This window comes from Vibrio neptunius (genome assembly GCA_019339365.1).
Lineage (GTDB): Bacteria > Pseudomonadota > Gammaproteobacteria > Enterobacterales > Vibrionaceae > Vibrio > Vibrio neptunius.
In genome coordinates this window covers 3,088,651-3,107,748 of record CP079859.1, presented here as the reverse complement: position 1 = coordinate 3,107,748, position 19,098 = coordinate 3,088,651, and the positions used below count along the sequence as shown (strand labels likewise).

Here is a 19,098-nt window from a genome sequence, read left to right as displayed (position 1 = left end):
TTCATCATTGAAGTTACTCCACTAAATAGCACGTTACGAGATGTACTTTCTATCATCTAATAGCCAATGAGTTTTATGGCTAATATCTGATAGCAAAAAAATTCAATTGGTATAGAGTGGAGTCTAATCTTTCAACCGCAGTGACCAATCAGTGCGATACGCTTTAGAACAATACGATAAACATGGTTTTCTCAAAGCCCCTAAATGGCTCTGGCTGGGTTGGCTGTTTCTCGCCAAAGCTTGGGTGGTCTTTGTTGTCGCTGGTGCGAGCCGAGAAAGCGGCGTTAAGATCCTCAATATTGTCTACCCCGATCATTCAATGTTGTATCTGGGGTTGGCGATGGGGCTGCCTAGCATCGCGTTAATGTGGATGATCAGCTTGCGCAGCCCGGAACGAAAATGGATAAGCCAGTTAGTCTGTTGGGGTAAAACGATTACCATGCTAGCGATTGGCGGCCAGTTTGTTCAAACGCTTTATCACGTCTATCTAGAGCATGGCGCTTTTCGTTGGGCGAATGCCGCCACTTTGCTATTTCTGCTGTGGTTTATGCTTTATATCTATAAGAGTCGCAGCGTACGCGATTGTTTTTCTGCGCCGCCATCTGATTGACGTAACAGGTGATGAACGCTATCAATACGCTTAAAACAGAACCCAATACACTGAGCAAATATGTAAATGTGAGGACATAAAAATGACAATCCCTCAAAGTGCCATCCTTCCTGAAGCAGGACCTTTCGCTCAATACACGCTGCTTAAGGTGACACAGGAACATGCTGCCGTACTGGAACAGCTACAGGCTCTACTAACACTTGTAGAAGAGCTTAATCAGCAGCAACCTGGGGCTGAGCTGACTCTTTCCGTTGCGTTCAGCAAGTCGTTCTGGTCAAAATGTGATGCTGCAATGCCAGACGAACTGATTGACTTCCCACCGCTTGGAGAAGGCAGCACCATAGCGCCGAGTTCTGATGTAGATGTGCTTATCCACTGCCATTCGAATCGTCATGATTTGCACTTTTATCTGCTGCGCACATTCTTTGCACAAGCTTCAGACAACGTAGTAGTGGTTGATGAAACCTATGGTTATCGCTATCTTGACTCGCGAGATATGACGGATTTTGTCGATGGGACAGAAAACCCGAAAGAGAGCCAGCGTCATGAAGTGGCCATTATTCCTCAAGGAGAGTTGGCTGGTGGCAGTTACGTTATGGTCCAGCGTTTTGTCCATGACCTGCCTTCTTGGAATCGACTGAATGTGTCTGCTCAAGAAAAAGTCATCGGGCGGACTAAACCGGATTCGATTGAGTTAGATAATGTGCCAGCTGCGTCCCACGTTGGTCGTGTGGACATTAAAGAAGAAGGTAAAGGCCTGAAGATTGTTCGCCATAGCTTGCCTTATGGCAGTGTGTCAGGTGAGCATGGCCTGCTGTTTATTGCCTACTGCAATACGTTACACAATTTTAAAGCCATGCTGGAAAGCATGTATGGCGAGACTGATGGTAAAACAGACCAGTTATTGCGCTTTACTAGAGCCGTGACAGGCGCATACTTCTTTGCCCCGTCTGTAGAAATGCTAAACGGGTTAAAGCTTAAGTAAGTCAATGAAAGCAAACTAAAGCCTGTGGACTATACCGATTTTAAACCGAGCTAATACGCTCGGTTTTTTTGTGCAAAAAAGACTAAAGAAAATCTCCTCAGGCCGATATAACAGATAACCCTGTTGAGGAAAGACTATCTATCGTTATGGCAATCACTGTTAATACCAACGTATCAGCAATGACGGCGCAGCGTTATCTTACGAATGCGACGAACATGCTGAACCAATCTCTGGAGAGGTTATCTTCAGGGAATCGTATTAATAGTGCTAAAGACGATGCCGCAGGTTTGCAGATCTCGAATCGACTTGAGTCTCAGATGCGTGGTTTGGACGTCGCAATGCGCAATGCGAACGACGGTATATCCATCATGCAGACAGCCGAAGGTGCGATGAGTGAGACGACCAACCTTCTTCAACGCATGCGTGATCTTTCATTACAATCGGCGAATGGTTCGAACAGTCGATCAGAAAGAGGTGCATTACAGGAAGAAATGGCGGCTTTGAATGATGAATTGAATAGAATTGCCGAAACTACCTCTTTTGGTGGTCGAAAATTGCTCAATGGTTCATTTGCCAGTTCTTCTTTTCAAATTGGTGGTAGTTCCGGTGAAGCGGTTCAGGTGTCTCTGAAGAACATGCGATCCGATAGTATAGAGATGGGGGCTTCAGTTATATTGCTGCTGGAAAAGCGGACAATAACTGGCAGGTTTCTAAGAGCAGCCAAACGTTGGTGATGGAATACACCAATGCCGAGGGTCAGCAGGAATTAATTCAGATTAAGGCTAAGGTCGGTGATGACATCGAAGAGTTAGCCACTTACATCAATGGTCAAACGGATAAAGTCTCGGCCTCTGTAAATGAAGATGGTCAGTTGCAAGTCTTCATGGCAGGCAAAGAAACATCAGGGACTATTTCTTTTTTCTGGCAGCCTTGCAGGCAAACTGAAAATGGGGCTAGCTGGTTATGAAGCGGTTGATAATCTGGACATTTCTAACGTTGGCGGCGCACAGCGAGCGGTATCTGTCATAGATACCGCACTTAAATATGTTGATGGTCATCGCGCCGAATTAGGGGCGATGCAAAATCGCTTTAATCATGCGATTAACAACCTAGGTAATATCAATGAAAATTTGGCCGCGTCGAATAGCCGTATAAAAGACACTGACTACGCTAAAGAAACCACTCAAATGCTTAAGCAACAGATTTTACAGCAAGTTAGCACATCCATCCTAGCACAGGCTAAACAACAGCCAAATCTAGCCCTTACCTTATTGGGTTAATTATCAAAAAAGAAAATATTATCGACTGAGTGAATTAAAGCTTTAGCGAAAAATTGCGTTTTTTTAAGTTTTTTCGTATTTGGTCAACTTTCCTTCTCCAAAAGCATTTTTTTCAAAAAAAACTTAAAAAAATACTCAAGGTTCTCGAAATTGAGCCGTTAATAAAAGTAACTTTGAGAGAACTACTTTGGTTTTCCGAGACGTCGGAAACCGGTTACATCGGAAAATCAAACGGAGAAATCACCATGGCAGTGAATGTAAACACAAACGTAGCAGCAATGACAGCACAGCGTTACCTAAATGGCGCTAACAATGCACAACAAACTTCAATGGAACGTCTATCTTCTGGCTTCAAGATTAATAGCGCTAAAGATGACGCAGCAGGTCTACAGATCTCTAACCGTTTGAATGTGCAAAGCCGCGGTCTAGATGTTGCAGTGCGTAACGCGAATGACGGTATTTCTATCGCACAAACTGCTGAAGGTGCGATGAATGAAACGACTAACATCTTGCAACGTATGCGTGACCTTTCGCTACAATCGGCGAACGGTTCTAACTCTAAATCAGAGCGCGTTGCGATTCAGGAAGAAGTAACCGCACTAAACGACGAACTTAACCGTATCGCAGAAACCACCTCTTTTGGCGGCAACAAATTACTGAACGGTACTTACGCGACGAAATCTTTCCAAATTGGTGCAGACAACGGTGAAGCCGTGATGTTGACTTTGAACGACATGCGTTCAGACAACGTTGGCATGGGCGGTACAAGCTACCAAGCAGCAAATGGTAAAGATAAAGATTGGACAGTACAGGCAGGTGCAAACGACTTGGCTATCACACTGACTGATACTGCCGGCCAACAGCAAACCATTAACATCAATGCCAAAGAAGGCGACGATATTGAAGAGCTAGCGACATACATCAATGGTCAGACTGACATGGTTAAAGCATCTGTTGACCAAGATGGTAAACTACAGGTATTTGCTGGTACAGATAAAGTGGAAGGTGCAGTAAGCTTTGGCGGTGGTCTGGCTGGCGAACTTAGCATGGGGCAAGGTCAAGCTGTAACTGTCGATACGATTAACGTGACATCAGTGGGTGGTGCTCAAGAATCTGTGGCAATCATTGACTCGGCATTGAAGTATGTAGATAGCCACCGAGCTGAGCTGGGTGCTTTCCAGAACCGCTTCAACCACGCGATTAGCAACTTAGATAACATTAATGAGAATGTGAATGCGTCTAAGAGCCGTATCAAAGACACTGACTTTGCGAAAGAAACAACAGCATTGACTAAATCGCAAATTCTTTCTCAGGCTTCAAGTTCGATTCTTGCCCAGGCAAAACAAACACCAAACTCAGCTCTTAATCTTCTAGGCTAAGTTTAAAATCTCCAAAAAAAATCCAGCTTCGGCTGGATTTTTTTTGTTTTTATAATTATTTGATTTTAAAGATATTTATAGCTTATTGATACTCATCACAGAAATTTTTTTAAAAATTTTTCTAAAGGATATATTTCTTTCGCCGTTAAAGGACTGAGAGAAATGAGATGCACCAAAGTGAGGTGAGAGACGCTGAGGTGCATCACCTTAATGCCTAAGGAGATCAATATGGCAATTAACGTAAACACCAATGTGTCTGCGATGACTGCTCAGCGATACCTTAATGGTGCTGCTGATGGCATGCAGAGATCGATGGAGCGTCTATCGTCGGGTTACAAAATTAACAGTGCTCGTGATGACGCTGCAGGCCTCCAAATTTCCAACCGTTTAACATCGCAAAGTCGTGGTTTAGACATGGCGGTGAAAAACGCAAACGATGGTATCTCCATTGCACAGACGGCTGAAGGTGCAATGAATGAGACAACCAATATCCTTCAACGTATGCGTGACCTGTCATTGCAATCGTCAAATGGTTCGAACTCGCGTTCAGAGCGTATTGCGATTCAAGAAGAGGTTACCGCACTCAATGACGAATTAAACCGTATCGCAGAAACCACCTCATTTGGTGGTAACAAATTGCTTAATGGTACGTTTGGTAGTCAGTCATTCCAGATCGGTGCGAGCTCAGGTGAGGCTGTAATGCTCACTATGGGTAATATGCGTTCAGATACCTCTGCAATGGGTGGTAAAGCATACATCGCGCAACAGGGTAAAGATAACGATTGGACCGTCTCTCAGGGTACAACAGACCTTACTCTGGACTATACTGACGTACATGGGGAAACTAAACAGTTAACCATAAATGCTAAGGTTGGTGACGATATCGAGCAGCTTGCGACTTACATCAATGGTCAAAGTGAAGACGTAAAAGCGTCGGTTGGTGACGAAGGGAAGTTGCAGCTATTCGCTGCGAATAACAAAGTCGCGACAGATGTCACGATTGGTGGTGCGTTAGGTGGTGATATCGGTTTTGGTGCCGCTGAAAATAAAACGGTTTCCGATGTTGATGTTTCTACTGTAGCAGGGTCACAGATGGCGGTCTCGGTCATCGACGGTGCCCTGAAAACGGTAGATAGCCAGCGTGCCGAGTTGGGTGCATTCCAGAACCGATTCAGCCATGCGATCAGCAACTTGGATAACATCAACGAGAACGTCAACGCGTCTCGTAGCCGTATCCGAGATACTGATTATGCGAAAGAAACGACTCAGATGACTAAGTCGCAGATTTTGCAGCAGGCAAGTACCTCAGTCCTGGCGCAGGCAAAACAATCACCATCAGCAGCTCTTAGCTTATTAGGTTAATCGATAGGTTCGAACGAGCTTATTGGTAGGTAACGTGATTACCAACCTATAAGGTGGAAGGGAGATTGTTATGGAAATACCATCCTACACATCGAACATCCAGCCTTACGGCTCAGAAAGTGGCACTAAAGTTGCTTCAAAATATGATGGTGCACAGCAAGTTTCCTCGCGGAAAGAACAGGTTTCTACAGCCGAAGTGAGAGAACAAGCTGCTGAAGCTGTTAATCAAGCGATAGAAGCGTCTCAACAACGTGAAAAGCTTAACAGGGAAGAGCGGCAACGTATGGTACAGCAAATGAACGATTTCATTGCGTCCATTAACACTGGCTTATCTTTTCGAGTCGACGAAGAATCGGGAAGAGATGTAGTTACCATTTATGAAGCGGATACTGGCGACATAATTCGTCAGATACCCGATGAGGAAATGTTAGAAATACTGCGACGCCTGAGGGATCAAACAGCTCGGTATTCATCGGGGCTTTTGAACCAGAGGGTATGATCGTATTTTGAGGTGATTGAATGAGCTTTGGCCCGGTAGGGATGAATTCTGGCATGGATATCAATGCCATGGTCAGCAAAATTGTTGATTCGGAGCGCGTACCTAAACAGCAACGAATCGATAATGAGCGTGGCAAAATTGATTCCAGTATCAGTGCCTACGGACGGCTCAGAGAGTCGTTGGATACGATGAAAAACTTGATGGCGAGCTTTCGTCAAGAGAAAGCGTTTGCTGCAAGAAAGGTAGAGTCTACGGATGATACCGTTGTATCCGCGACGGCAACCACTGAAGCTATCGCTGGTAGATATGCTATCGATGTGTTGCAGCTTGCCCAGAGTCATAAAATTGCGTCTGATGTTGTACCAGAAGATGCGAAATTTGGCCCGGGTAAGCTGCAAGTTTCTCTCGGTGAAGAAACGTTCACCGTTGATGTACAGGAAAATTCTAAGCTGAGTGATATTGTTCGCGGTATCAATGGCAGCAAAACCAATCCAGGCGTTCGAGCATCGGTCATCAATGATGTCGAAGGCCCACGTCTTATCGTAGCCTCGAGTAATTCAGGTGAAAAAAACGCTCTGAAATTGAGTGTGGAATCAGCACCGGACAATCTTCTCAAAAGACTCGAATACAAAACGCTTGAACAGCGTGTTAAAGATCTTGAGCAAGCTCGTGCCACGGCACAAGATCTCCTCAAACCGCTCACTGATGAAGAACAAGCGGTTGCCGATCGTATCGCAGAGCAAAACATCGAGGCGGCAAAGGTTGTCGATCAGGAGATTGCCGATACGTCCAAACAAGCGGCAGTGGCTGCCGATCCCAATGCGGCAAAAGATGCAAGTGTCGGTAACGAGCTATCAGATGCAGCCGCTGCAGCCGCTGCTGCGGCCGGTGCCGAAGCTAATAAGTACTTAAAGCCAGAAGAGCGTATTCCTGGCTGGACCGCGACCGCGTCCGGTACATTGCTTGACTCGTATTGGGAGCCCGAGCCTCAACTAGATGCCAAAGCGCTGGAAAAAGCCCCTGATGTTCCTGGTTGGAGTGTCACGGCTTCAGGTACTCTGACGGACTCCTATGTCACACCAAAAGAAGCGCAGGCCGCATTAGATGCTAAACAAGCTGAGTTGGAAGAGCAACTCGCTCAGGAAAGAGCCTCGCTTCAAGCACGCGTTCTGGCAGGTGAATTGAGCCCAGAGCAAGCCAAAGAGCTTGAACGTGCCAAACTGCCGCAAGAAGAAAGAGAATATCTGGAACGAATTGATCAGGCCCAAGCTGACCTGAAATCGGCGCAGGAGTCATTTGACGCTTATCGTGGTATGAGCCAAGTACAAGCCGCGCAGGATTCGAAAGTACTGCTTGATGGTGTTGCTCAGCTTTCCAGTGATAACAATATCATTGAAGACGCTATCGAAGGCGTAGACTTAACGCTCAAAGGTCGTTCCGAACAAGGTAAAACGCCTTCGGAGATTGATATCGAATATGATCGTCAGGGCGTACGAGACGATATTGAGCAATTCGTTTCGGCATACAACCAGTTTTATCAGGTCTCTCAAGAGCTTTCAGGAGTCGACCCGCGAACTGGAGCCGCAGGACCTCTAGCGGGTGATAGTGTGGTTCGCAGTGCCGATTCAAGATTGAAATCGGTGTTTTCTTCAAGAGTTGAACCTGCCCCTGAAGATCTGAAAACACTGACTGAGTTCGGTATTACAACGACACGTCAGGGGACACTGGAAATCAATTACGACATGTTGGATCGCCAGCTCAATAACAACTTCAGTAAGTTAGAAGATTTCTTTGGCGGTAACCAAGGATTTGCGAAAAAAGTTGAAGATGCGATTCAGGGGATAACGGGCGTTACTGGCTCAATTCGCACTCGTGAGCGTAGCATGGTCGAACAAAACTATCGCCTTGATGATGATCAAGCATCTCTGGATCGCCGTATGGACAGTCTAGAGAAACGTACACACGCCAAATTTACGGCGATGCAAGACGCGACGAGTAATATGCAATCTCAGTTAGCAGGTATGATGAATGCACTCGGCGGATGATTTTTGGCACAGATCTCATTTCTTTGTGATCTTGATCGCGATATTGCCAATAATCTTTCAGCTGGTGACATTAATGCTGAAGAAATCGTTCAGTTGGTCGATAAAAGGGAACAGTTATTGCTAACCTTGATAAGTACTATTAATGAACAACAAGAGTTAGCTCAGTTACCAGAATGGCAGAGTGCCATCGAGCGTACTCAGTTGACTGTTGAGTTGATGCAGAAGAAAACCGCAGAACTTGGCAGTAGTTTGAAAAAGTACCGCTATGGCAACAAATCAGTGCAGCAGTACAAGAAATTTTTATAAAGAGGATTGTTATGCGTGGTTCATTACAGGCTTACAAGAAGGTATCGGTAGATAGCCAGCTCAGTGCTGCCTCCCCGCATAAAATTGTTCAAATGCTGATGGCGGGCGCTATCGAGCGCTTGATTCAGGGCAAAGCGGCAATGGAGCAGGGCAATATTCCGATCAAGGGTGAGAGACTGGGTAAAGCCCTAGATATCATCATTAGCTTACGCAGTTGTTTATCGATGGACGATGGTGGTGATATTGCCCAGAATCTGGATCAGTTATACGAGTTTATGATTACCCAAATCACTGAGGCAAATCATAAGAATGATCCTCAACCTATTGATGACGTGATTGATATCATTCGCGAGATTAAATCAGCATGGGAACAAATTCCACCGGAATACCATAATCTGACTGCGACTGATGTAGGAATCTAAGATATAAGTTTACTTTTTACAGTTGTATTGAAATATCTTGCATAAAAAGCTTTTGGGCAGATATCACATCGCCTAATTGCTTGGTTGCCTTTATTTTTTTATCAAATAGAATATAAGCCACTTAGTAGCCTAGTGGCTTATTTTGTTGCTGAAGTTTATAAATTGTCTATCACTAATCCTGTTCTATAGTTAGATTAGTTGTTAGAAACAGAAATAACAGACACAACGTTTCAAGATAAAGGCAATAATTCTCACCTATGCAAGGTTTAGCAAAGCTGCTCGTAATTGAAGATGATGCCCAAGCACGCATCAATCTGAGTAATATATTAGAATTTGTCGGAGAACAATGTGAGGCGATCAGTTCCGCACAGCTGAACGACGTTAACTGGTCGGATGTTTGGGCTGGATGCATTGTTGGTTCTCTTCAGAGCCAGAACTTCTCAACGCAGATGAGTACTCGACTCTCCCAAGCTAACCATATCCCTTTACTTATCGTGGGAACACATTCTTATCCAGTTGACGAAATGACCAATTATGTTGGTGAACTGGAATACCCTTTAAATTATCCTCAGTTAAGTGAAGCGCTTCGTCATTGCAAAGATTTCCTTGGTCGTAAAGGTGTCAATGTAGTTTCGTCCTCAAGAAAAAATACTCTATTCCGAAGTTTGGTTGGGCAGAGTATTGGTATTAAAGAAGTTCGCCACCTGATAGAGCAAGTCTCCGCTACTGAGGCCAATGTGCTCATCCTTGGTGAATCAGGAACAGGTAAAGAGGTTGTTGCACGCAACATTCATTACCATTCGACACGTCGAACTGGGCCATTTGTGCCAATCAATTGTGGTGCTATTCCTCCTGATCTGCTCGAAAGTGAACTGTTTGGCCATGAAAAAGGGGCCTTTACTGGAGCGATTACCTCTCGTAAAGGGCGTTTTGAGTTGGCAGAAGGCGGTACCTTGTTCCTTGATGAAATCGGTGATATGCCGATGCCAATGCAGGTCAAATTGCTACGAGTATTACAAGAACGTTGTTTTGAGCGTGTTGGTGGTAACACTACTATTCGCGTCAATGTTCGTGTTATTGCGGCAACTCACCGTAATTTGGAAACCATGATTGATGATGAGTCTTTCCGTGAAGACTTATATTACCGACTCAATGTGTTCCCAATCGAAATGCCAGCACTACGTGACCGTATAGAGGATATCCCGTTGCTGTTGCAAGAGTTGATGACGCGAATGGAAGCTGAGGGCGCTCAGCCAATATGCTTTACGCCGAGAGCAATCAACTCACTAATGGAGCACAATTGGTCGGGTAATGTTCGCGAACTGGCGAATCTTGTCGAGCGAATGATCATTCTTTATCCAAATAGTTTGGTCGACGTCAATCACCTACCAACCAAGTATCGATATAGTGATATCCCTGAGTTTCAGCCAGAGCATAATGCGTTTGCTTCTGTTGAAGAACAGGAACGTGACGTATTGCAGGATATTTTTTCTGAAGATTTCAGCCTTGATGCGACTGAAGCCCTACATGAAAACTCCAATGCCCCTCAAGAGTTACCGCCTGAAGGTGTTAACCTTAAGGAGATGTTAGCCGAGTTGGAAGTTAACATGATAAACCAAGCGCTAGAGGCTCAGGGAGGCGTAGTTGCCCGTGCTGCTGATATGCTTGGAATGCGTAGGACAACGCTGGTTGAGAAGATGAGAAAATACAATGTGCAGCGTTAATTTGGGTATTTTCGACGCTGTCAAAATACCGACTCTACATTAAGTTTCTGAAATATATGAAAAATAGCCTGGCCTGTTTATTGCATGTCAGGCTATTGTAGTTTTTAAGGCAGAAATTCGACATGCAATCAGCTCAGGCGATCATGAATCAGCAACCACTTGGAACACTCGAAGAACAAGTTGAACGATACAAACAGGTGTTGGACGTCATGCCTGCAGGCGTGATCTTGCTCGATACTCAAGGCGTTGTTCATGAAGCGAACCCTGAAGCTCAGCGGTTGCTAGAGATGCCGCTTGTAGGCCAAAAATGGTTTGAAGTGATTCAACAAGCATTTTCTCCCCGTGAAGATGATGGTCATGAAATCTCTCTTCGTAATGGCCGTAAAGTGCGTTTGGCGATTTCAGCGTCTACGACAGGCCAGCTGATTTTGATTACCGATCTGACTGAGACACGCCTGTTACAGTCTCGCATCAGCGATTTGCAGCGTTTGTCTTCGTTAGGGCGTATGGTTGCTTCTTTAGCGCATCAGGTTAGGACTCCTCTTTCCAGTGCGATGTTGTACGCATCAAATCTGGGCGCTCCGAACTTACCACCTGCGACGAAAGATCGTTTCCAAAACAAGCTGATGGATCGCTTGCATGATCTGGAAAAACAGGTCAACGACATGTTGCTGTTTGCCAAGGGAGGGGACAACAAAGTGGTGAAGCCTTTCACCATTTCAGAATTGGTGTCTGAATTTTCTCCTATGGTGGAAACCGCTCTTAAGAACAACCAGATTGATTATCACCTTGAAGTCGAACAAGAAGACACTCAGCTATTGGGCAATGCGAATGCGGTTGCTTCGGCGCTAAGTAATTTGGTGATGAATGCCATTCAAATCGCAGGAAAGGAATCTCAAGTTGATGTTTTTTTCCGACCGGTTAACCACGAATTGAAAATTTCGGTACAAGACAGCGGCCCAGGTGTACCTAAAGAGTTACATAACCAAATAATGGAACCTTTCTTCACCACTCGATCCCAAGGTACGGGACTTGGCCTAGCCGTTGTTCAAATGGTATGCCGTGCTCACGACGGAAGGTTAGAACTGATTTCAGAAGAAGGTGATGGCGCATGTTTTACCATCTGTATTCCTTTGGAGCGTGCTCCGCATGCTGACCACGATATAATGACAGGAGAAGGATAATGGCACAAAGCAAAGTACTAATCGTAGAAGATGATGAAGGTCTACGCGAAGCCTTGGTCGATACCCTAGCACTGGCTGGATATGAGTGGTTAGAAGCCGATAGTGCTGAAGATGCTTTGATTAAACTCAAAGCTCACGCCGTTGATATTGTTGTGTCCGATGTACAAATGGCTGGTATGGGCGGCTTGGCACTGTTACGTAACATTAAACAACACTGGCCAAACTTACCTGTATTGCTCATGACGGCATACGCCAATATTGAAGATGCTGTTTCAGCCATGAAAGATGGCGCCATTGACTATATGGCCAAACCATTTGCACCTGAAGTTTTACTGAATATGGTCAGCCGCTATGCGCCGGTCAAATCGGATGATAATGGTGATGCGGTTGTGGCGGATGCGAAAAGCCTGAAGCTACTTGCAATGGCTGACAAAGTCGCCAAAACAGATGCCAACGTTATGGTGTTAGGACCGAGTGGTTCAGGTAAAGAAGTGATGTCACGCTATATCCATAACGCCTCGAATCGTAAAGATGGGCCATTCGTCGCGATCAACTGTGCTGCGATTCCTGACAATATGCTTGAAGCAACGCTGTTTGGCTATGAAAAAGGCGCTTTTACTGGTGCTATTCAAGCGTGTCCAGGTAAATTTGAACAAGCACAGGGCGGTACCATTCTGCTAGACGAAATCAGTGAAATGGATTTGAACCTTCAAGCCAAATTACTCCGTGTGTTGCAGGAGCGTGAGGTCGAGCGTTTAGGCAGCCGTAAGAGCATTAAGCTTGACGTCCGAGTGTTGGCCACCAGTAACCGTGATCTCAAAATGTATGTTCAGGAAGGCAATTTCCGAGAGGATTTATACTATCGTTTGAATGTATTCCCATTAGCTTGGCCGGCATTGTGTGAGCGTAAAGGTGACATTGAGCCACTAGCGAGCCACCTAATAGAGCGTCATTGTAAGAAGCTAGGGCTACCTGTTCCTGTGCTTTCATCAAGCGCTATGAGTAAATTATTGGCGTATTCTTGGCCTGGAAATGTACGTGAATTGGATAACGTTGTGCAACGAGCATTAATTCTCAGTGAGAATGGTAATGTTTCGAGCGATCATATTTTACTTGAAGGCCTAGACTGGCAGGATGCTGGCAGTTTACAGCATGTAGTGGAAACGGGTGAAATTACGGCCCCCAATATTAAACCGATCGCTGAGCCTGATAACGTATTCGCTACTGGCGTTGGTCTTGGTGGTGAACTGAGAGAGCAGGAATACGCTATCATTCTGGAGACATTATCGGAATGCAATGGCCGTCGAAAGGAAATGGCTGAGAAATTAGGTATCAGCCCACGCACCTTGCGCTACAAGTTAGCAAAAATGCGTGATGCAGGGATTGATATTCCAAACTAACGTGCTATTTTCGACGCTCAAATTGATATGGCATGTAGATTGCAGCGTCATATTTACAGCAAGAATTGTAGTCAAAGAGTTGACGTCCGAGGTGCTCTATGAAAGTTGATGGTTTTCAAGGCGAAATGCAAGCAATGATGTTCGAAGCAGCGAACACTAAACCTGCCGCGACTGGTCATACGGTCGGTGCGGATTTTGGCGATCTGCTTAACAATGCCATCAACAATGTGAATGGACTGTCAAAGACATCAAGTAACTTGCAAATGAGATTTGATCGTGGCGATGAGGATGTGTCTTTATCTGACGTAATGATCGCGCGAAATAAATCCAGCGTTGCGTTTGAGGCAACGATTCAAGTACGTAACAAGCTAGTTGAAGCGTACAAAGAATTGATGAACATGCCCGTTTAAGTGATAGGTATAGTCTGTGGCTGAACAAAATCAATCAACGGATATTGCGGTGTCGGACGGTGGTCCTGATACCGCGATGATGGCGACATCAGAAATGGATACTGATGTTCAAAATCCAGACTTGGATGAACAAAGCTCATCCAAATTTGATATGGCAGTGGGGGATCTTGATCTCCTTCGTCAAGTGGTGTTGGTGCTTTCCATCTCCATCTGTGTCGCCCTAATAGTGATGCTGTTTTTCTGGGTAAGAGAGCCAGAAATGCGTCCACTCGGAGCTTACGATACAGAAGAGTTAATTCCTGTCCTAGATTACCTTGATCAACAGAAAATTGATTACAAACTGGAAGGGAACACCATCTCTGTTCTGGCCAGTGAATACAACTCGCTCAAGTTGAACATGGTTCGTGCTGGTTTAAACAATGAGAAGCAAGCCGGCGATGAAATTCTGATGCAAGATATGGGATTCGGTGTTTCTCAGCGTTTAGAGCAGGAACGCTTAAAACTCAGCCGTGAACGTCAGTTAGCCAAAGCGATTGAAGAAATGAAACAAGTGCGCAAAGCACGCGTGCTGCTGGCCTTACCGAAACAAAGCGTTTTTGTTCGTCATAATCAAGAAGCATCGGCCTCCGTTTTCCTTACACTTCGTACTGGCACGTCACTTAAGCAAGAAGAAGTTGACTCTGTCGTGGATATGGTGGCAAGTGCAGTCCCAGGCATGAAACCGACTCGTATTACTGTGACAGACCAACATGGTCGTTTACTCAGTTCGGGTTCGCAAGATCCAGCTTCAGCAGCGCGGCGTAAAGAGCACGAATTAGAGCGTAAGCAGGAACAAGCACTACGTGACAAGATTGACTCTGTACTTATTCCTATCCTTGGATTTGGCAACTATACCGCACAAGTCGATATCCAGTTGGACTTCAGCGCCATAGAGCAAACGCGTAAAAGTTTTGATCCCAATACACCATCAACCAGAAGTGAATACACGCTGGAAGACTATAATAATGGTAATGTAGTGGCAGGTGTTCCCGGTGCGTTGAGTAACCAGCCTCCGGCAGACGCTTCTATTCCTCAAGATGTCGCGCAAATGAAAGACGGCTCATTGATGGGACAGGGTTCTGTACATAAGGAAGCAACACGTAACTTTGAGTTGGATACGACCATCAGCCATGAGCGTCGTCAGACAGGTATCGTCAATCGTCAAACGGTCGCCGTTGCGATTAAAAACCGCGCTTCGGTTAACCCTGATAGCGGTGAAACGACGTACCAGCCTCTATCGGATGCAGAACTGCAGTCTATCCGTCAGGTGTTGATTGGTGCTGTTGGCTTTGATGAAAACCGGGGTGACTTGCTCAATGTACTGAGTATGCAGTTCGCGGAACCAGAAATTGAAGTAATTGCAGATGTACCTATCTGGGAGCACCCTAACTTCAACGATTGGGTCCGTTGGTTTGCCAGTGCGTTGGTGATCATAGTGGTTGTGCTTGTTCTGGTTCGCCCAGCATTGAAGAAACTGCTCAACCCTGCGTCGGAAGATGATGATCAGCTATATGGACCAGATGGGTTACCGATTGGGGCTGATGGTGAAACCAGTCTGATTGGTGGAGATATGGATGGTGGTGAGTTGTTTGAATTTGGCTCCAGTATTGACTTACCTAACCTCCATAAAGATGAAGATGTGCTGAAAGCAGTTAGAGCGCTAGTTGCTAACGAGCCTGAACTGGCGGCACAAGTAGTGAAGAACTGGATGGAAGATGCCTAACGAAGTCGTACCACAGGGAGAAGGCGGTGGCGAAGTTGTAGAGAACACCGTGGATATAGAAACTATACCGGGCGAAGAACGTGCAGCGATACTCCTGTTGAGTTTAAATGAGGAAGACGCAGCAGGTATCATTCGTCACCTAGAACCTAAACAAGTACAACGTGTTGGTAGCGCGATGGCTCGTGCTGCTGACTTAAGCCAAGAAAAAGTCGGAGCGGTACACCGAGCTTTCCTGGAAGATATTCAGAAATACACCAACATAGGTATGGGCAGTGAAGATTTCATGCGAAATGCATTGGTTGCCGCCCTTGGTGAAGACAAAGCCAACAATCTTGTAGATCAAATATTGCTGGGCACTGGCTCGAAGGGTTTGGATTCACTTAAGTGGATGGATCCTCGTCAGGTTGCCAGTATCATTATTAACGAACACCCTCAGATTCAAACTATTGTGTTGTCCTACCTCGAACCGGATCAATCTGCAGAAATCTTATCTCAGTTTGCCGAACGTGACCGTCTCGATTTGATGATGCGAATCGCGAACTTAGAAGAAGTACAACCCTCAGCGCTTGCCGAGTTGAATGAAATCATGGAGAAACAGTTCGCAGGTCAAGCCGGTGCGCAAGCTGCCAAAATTGGCGGCCTGAAGGCTGCAGCAGAAATCATGAACTACATGGACAACAATGTTGAAGGTATCCTGATGGAGCAGATTCGCGATCAGGACGAAGACATGGCAACGCAGATTCAGGATCTTATGTTTGTCTTCGAGAACCTTATCGAAGTCGACGACCAAGGTATTCAGAAGCTGTTGCGTGACGTTCCACAAGACGCGTTGCAACGTGCACTTAAAGGCGCAGATGAGCCTCTGCGTGAGAAGATCTTCAAGAACATGTCTAAACGTGCTGCTGAGATGATGCGTGATGATCTTGAAGCGATGCCGCCGATTAAAGTCTCTGATGTGGAAGCCGCACAGAAAGAAGTATTGGCTGTGGCTCGCCGTATGGCTGACTCCGGTGAGATAATGCTAGGTGGCGGTGCAGACGAATTCTTGTAATTAAAAACAGGTAATCATTTTATGTCTGGGGAAAGAAAGCGCGGTTTTCTGCGCTTGGACAATGACGAGCAAATTCAAAAGCCAGAGCGCTGGGGAATGCCGGACTATACGCCGGAAACTCATAAGCAGGCGAAAGAAACTGCGATGAATTATGACCCAAGCTGGATGCCCATTTCTTCTGAGCCTGAAGAAGAAGCGCCTAAAGAGCTGACAGCTGAAGACATCGAGCTTATTAAGCAGCAAGCCTATGAAGAAGGTTTGCTTCAGGGGCAGGAAGCCGGCTTTAAGCAAGGCTACGATAAAGGCAAAGAACAAGGTCAGCAAGAAGGTCATCAAGAAGGGTTGGATGCGGGTAAAGCCGAAGGCATCGAAGCAGGGCAAGAATTCATCCAACAGCAAGTCCAAACATTGGTTGGACTTGCGAATCAGTTTGCTCAACCGCTTGAGTTAATGAATGCTCAGGTTGAAAAGCAATTAGTCGACATGGTACTGACTTTGGTTAAAGAAGTGGTTCATGTCGAAGTACAAACCAACCCTCAAGTTGTACTTGATACGATTAAGCAATCTGTTGAATCTCTGCCAGTCTCTGGTCATTCGATTACCCTCAAACTTCATCCAGAAGACGTTGAAACCATTCGTTCTGCATATGGTGAAGAAGAATTGGAATTTCGTAACTGGACTCTGATGGCAGAGCCTGCACTGAATCGTGGAGATGTGCAGATCGAAGCGGGTGAGTCGAGTGTTAACTATCGCCTTGAAGACAGAGTACGTAATGTATTGCAGAGTTTTTGTGGGGTAAATCGCCACCAAGGTGGTGAGTAATGTTAGCACTGGCTGAACGCCTATCTCAGTACCAAACTCAAGGGTTAACTTGTCGCCCTGTTGCTTCAGGCAAACTCGTTCGGGTTGTTGGATTAACCCTTGAAGCTACCGGATGTCGCGCTCCCATTGGCAGTCTCTGCAAAGTCGAAACCATGTACGGAGAAATGGAAGCAGAGGTCGTCGGCTTCTCAGGTGACAACCTTTACTTAATGCCGAGCGAGCAAATCACTGGTGTATTGCCTGGTGCTAAAGTCACGCCTTTGACGAGTGACGCCGGCTTACCTGTTGGTATGGAACTTCTTGGACGAGTGATCGATGGTGTTGGTAATCCGTTAGATGGCCAAGGGCCTTTGTATACAGAGAAAAGAGCAGCTTTCAACGCCGATCCTATTAATCCTCTTGCGCGTAAACCCATTTCTGAGCCTCTTGATGTTGGTATCAAAGCCATTAACGGACTTCTGACGGTAGGCAAAGGTCAGCGTATTGGCCTGTTCGCTGGTTCTGGTGTGGGTAAGTCGGTTACCTTAGGTATGATGACTCGAGGAACGACGGCCCAAGTCGTTGTTGTTGGTCTAATTGGTGAGCGTGGACGTGAAGTAAAAGAATTCATTGAAGAAATTCTTGGGGTAGACGGACGTCAACGTTCGGTTGTCGTGGCTGCGCCGGCTGACTCTTCTCCACTGATGCGACTTAAAGGTTGTCAGACTGCGTTGACGATTGCGGAATATTTCCGTGATCAAGGATTAGATGTACTACTGTTGATGGATTCTTTGACGCGATTTGCTCAGGCTCAGCGTGAAATTGCTTTATCTGTTGGTGAGCCGCCAGCGACCAAAGGATATCCTCCCTCGGTATTTGCCAAGCTGCCAGCCTTGGTGGAGCGAGCGGGTAATGGCAGCCAAGAACAAGGGTCTATTACGGCATTCTTTACTGTGTTGACGGAAGGTGACGATCTTCAAGATCCGATTGCTGATGCATCGCGAGCGATCTTAGATGGTCATATAGTATTGTCTCGTGAAATGGCGGATGCTGGCCATTATCCCGCGATCGATGTCGAGAAATCAGTCAGCCGTGTCATGCCACAAATTACCTCCGAAGAGCAGATGTTGATGTCCAAAGCGGTACGTCAGGTGTTGTCTGTTTGCCGTAAAAATCAGGATTTGGTATCGATTGGTGCGTATAAACCGGGATCTGATCCAGCCATTGACAGTGCGTTTACTTTAAAACCACGGCTGGATGGGTATTTACAGCAGGCGATGAAAGAGACCGTTCCATTCGACATGTGTGTCAATATGTTACGCAATCTTCTACAGGGAGAGTCGTAATTTATGGATAATGCGTTGGATTTTTGTTAAGCCAGGCTCAGGAACGAGAGAACCAAGCGGTACTTGCGCTCAATCAGGCACGAGTAGAATTGGATGGTTATTATCAGCAACTGGAGCAGATAGAAAACTATCGTCTTGATTACTGCAATCAACTGGTCGAAAGAGGCAAACAAGGGCTGACAGCTAGCCAATACTCTCATCTGAACCGCTTCCTTACGACATTAGATGAAACCTTGGCTAAGCAGAAGCAGGCAGAGGAGCATTTCAAATCACAAGTTGACAGTTGTGAGCAAAATTGGCTCGAATGTCGCAAACAACGCCGCTCTTACGAGTGGCTGATTGAGAAAAAGCAGACCGAGAAAGAACGCTTACAGAATATTCGTGAGCAAAAACAAATGGATGAGTTCTCAACCCTCCAATATTCTCGTCGTACACTGAACTAGCATCACATTAATGAGCTCTTTACCTTTCTGATTGGCGCACTTCTTGCAAATTTCCTCTTTAAATAACGTGTTGCCGCTACTTACTGTTT

17 protein-coding genes and 1 pseudogene are annotated in these 19,098 nt (G+C 45.7%); all 18 read left to right on the top strand.

The window, feature by feature from the left end; translation table 11 throughout:
• Positions 1-151: 151 nt before the first annotated feature.
• Positions 152-610, top strand: coding sequence for a DUF2919 domain-containing protein (locus KW548_14480; protein QXX06283.1), 459 nt, complete (start codon positions 152-154; stop codon positions 608-610).
• Positions 611-692: 82 nt separating this feature from the next.
• Positions 693-1,595: a Dyp-type peroxidase gene (locus tag KW548_14475; protein ID QXX06282.1), complete on the top strand. Its 903-nt coding sequence runs from the start codon at positions 693-695 to the stop codon at positions 1,593-1,595.
• A 146-nt stretch (positions 1,596-1,741) separates the two neighbouring features.
• Positions 1,742-2,875: pseudogene (locus tag KW548_14470) on the top strand (flagellin).
• Between the two features lie 245 nt (positions 2,876-3,120).
• Positions 3,121-4,254, top strand: a complete 1,134-nt coding sequence (locus KW548_14465; protein ID QXX06281.1) for a flagellin — start codon at positions 3,121-3,123, stop codon at positions 4,252-4,254.
• 228 nt (positions 4,255-4,482) lie between these two features.
• Complete coding sequence (locus tag KW548_14460) at positions 4,483-5,616, top strand: flagellin (protein ID QXX06280.1); 1,134 nt, start codon at positions 4,483-4,485, stop codon at positions 5,614-5,616.
• Between the two features lie 70 nt (positions 5,617-5,686).
• Positions 5,687-6,115 carry a flagellar protein FlaG gene (gene flaG / locus KW548_14455; GenBank protein QXX06279.1) on the top strand — a complete coding sequence of 143 codons (429 nt, stop codon included), beginning with the start codon at positions 5,687-5,689 and terminating at the stop codon, positions 6,113-6,115.
• A 20-nt stretch (positions 6,116-6,135) separates the two neighbouring features.
• A complete protein-coding gene (gene fliD, locus KW548_14450) occupies positions 6,136-8,160 on the top strand; it encodes a flagellar filament capping protein FliD (protein ID QXX06278.1) in 2,025 nt (674 codons plus the stop codon).
• Positions 8,161-8,163: 3 nt separating this feature from the next.
• Complete coding sequence (locus KW548_14445; protein QXX06277.1) at positions 8,164-8,466, top strand: flagellar protein FliT; 303 nt, start codon at positions 8,164-8,166, stop codon at positions 8,464-8,466.
• 11 nt (positions 8,467-8,477) lie between these two features.
• The gene (gene fliS / locus KW548_14440) at positions 8,478-8,888 is read left to right on the top strand and encodes a flagellar export chaperone FliS (protein ID QXX06276.1); all 411 of its coding nucleotides are present in this window, start codon (positions 8,478-8,480) and stop codon (positions 8,886-8,888) included.
• 257 nt (positions 8,889-9,145) lie between these two features.
• Complete coding sequence (locus KW548_14435; protein ID QXX06275.1) at positions 9,146-10,612, top strand: sigma-54 dependent transcriptional regulator; 1,467 nt, start codon at positions 9,146-9,148, stop codon at positions 10,610-10,612.
• A 122-nt stretch (positions 10,613-10,734) separates the two neighbouring features.
• Positions 10,735-11,796: a PAS domain-containing protein gene (locus tag KW548_14430; protein ID QXX06274.1), complete on the top strand. Its 1,062-nt coding sequence runs from the start codon at positions 10,735-10,737 to the stop codon at positions 11,794-11,796.
• Positions 11,796-13,196 carry a sigma-54 dependent transcriptional regulator gene (locus KW548_14425; GenBank protein QXX06273.1) on the top strand — a complete coding sequence of 467 codons (1,401 nt, stop codon included), beginning with the start codon at positions 11,796-11,798 and terminating at the stop codon, positions 13,194-13,196. Before KW548_14430 ends, KW548_14425 begins: the two co-directional genes overlap by 1 nt.
• Positions 13,197-13,294: 98 nt before the next feature.
• Positions 13,295-13,606, top strand: a complete 312-nt coding sequence (gene fliE, locus KW548_14420) for a flagellar hook-basal body complex protein FliE (GenBank protein QXX06272.1) — start codon at positions 13,295-13,297, stop codon at positions 13,604-13,606.
• 16 nt (positions 13,607-13,622) lie between these two features.
• Positions 13,623-15,368 carry a flagellar M-ring protein FliF gene (gene fliF / locus KW548_14415; protein QXX06271.1) on the top strand — a complete coding sequence of 582 codons (1,746 nt, stop codon included), beginning with the start codon at positions 13,623-13,625 and terminating at the stop codon, positions 15,366-15,368.
• Positions 15,361-16,419 (top strand): flagellar motor switch protein FliG, encoded by a 1,059-nt coding sequence (gene fliG, locus KW548_14410; protein QXX06270.1) that lies wholly within the window; start codon positions 15,361-15,363, stop codon positions 16,417-16,419. Before fliF ends, fliG begins: the two co-directional genes overlap by 8 nt.
• 21 nt (positions 16,420-16,440) lie before the next feature.
• The gene (gene fliH / locus KW548_14405; protein QXX06269.1) at positions 16,441-17,241 is read left to right on the top strand and encodes a flagellar assembly protein FliH; all 801 of its coding nucleotides are present in this window, start codon (positions 16,441-16,443) and stop codon (positions 17,239-17,241) included.
• Positions 17,241-18,566, top strand: a complete 1,326-nt coding sequence (fliI, locus tag KW548_14400) for a flagellar protein export ATPase FliI (GenBank protein ID QXX06268.1) — start codon at positions 17,241-17,243, stop codon at positions 18,564-18,566. Before fliH ends, fliI begins: the two co-directional genes overlap by 1 nt.
• A 23-nt stretch (positions 18,567-18,589) precedes the next feature.
• On the top strand, positions 18,590-19,009 hold the full coding sequence (fliJ, locus tag KW548_14395; protein QXX06267.1) for a flagella biosynthesis chaperone FliJ: 420 nt from the start codon (positions 18,590-18,592) through the stop codon (positions 19,007-19,009).
• Positions 19,010-19,098: the final 89 nt, after the last annotated feature.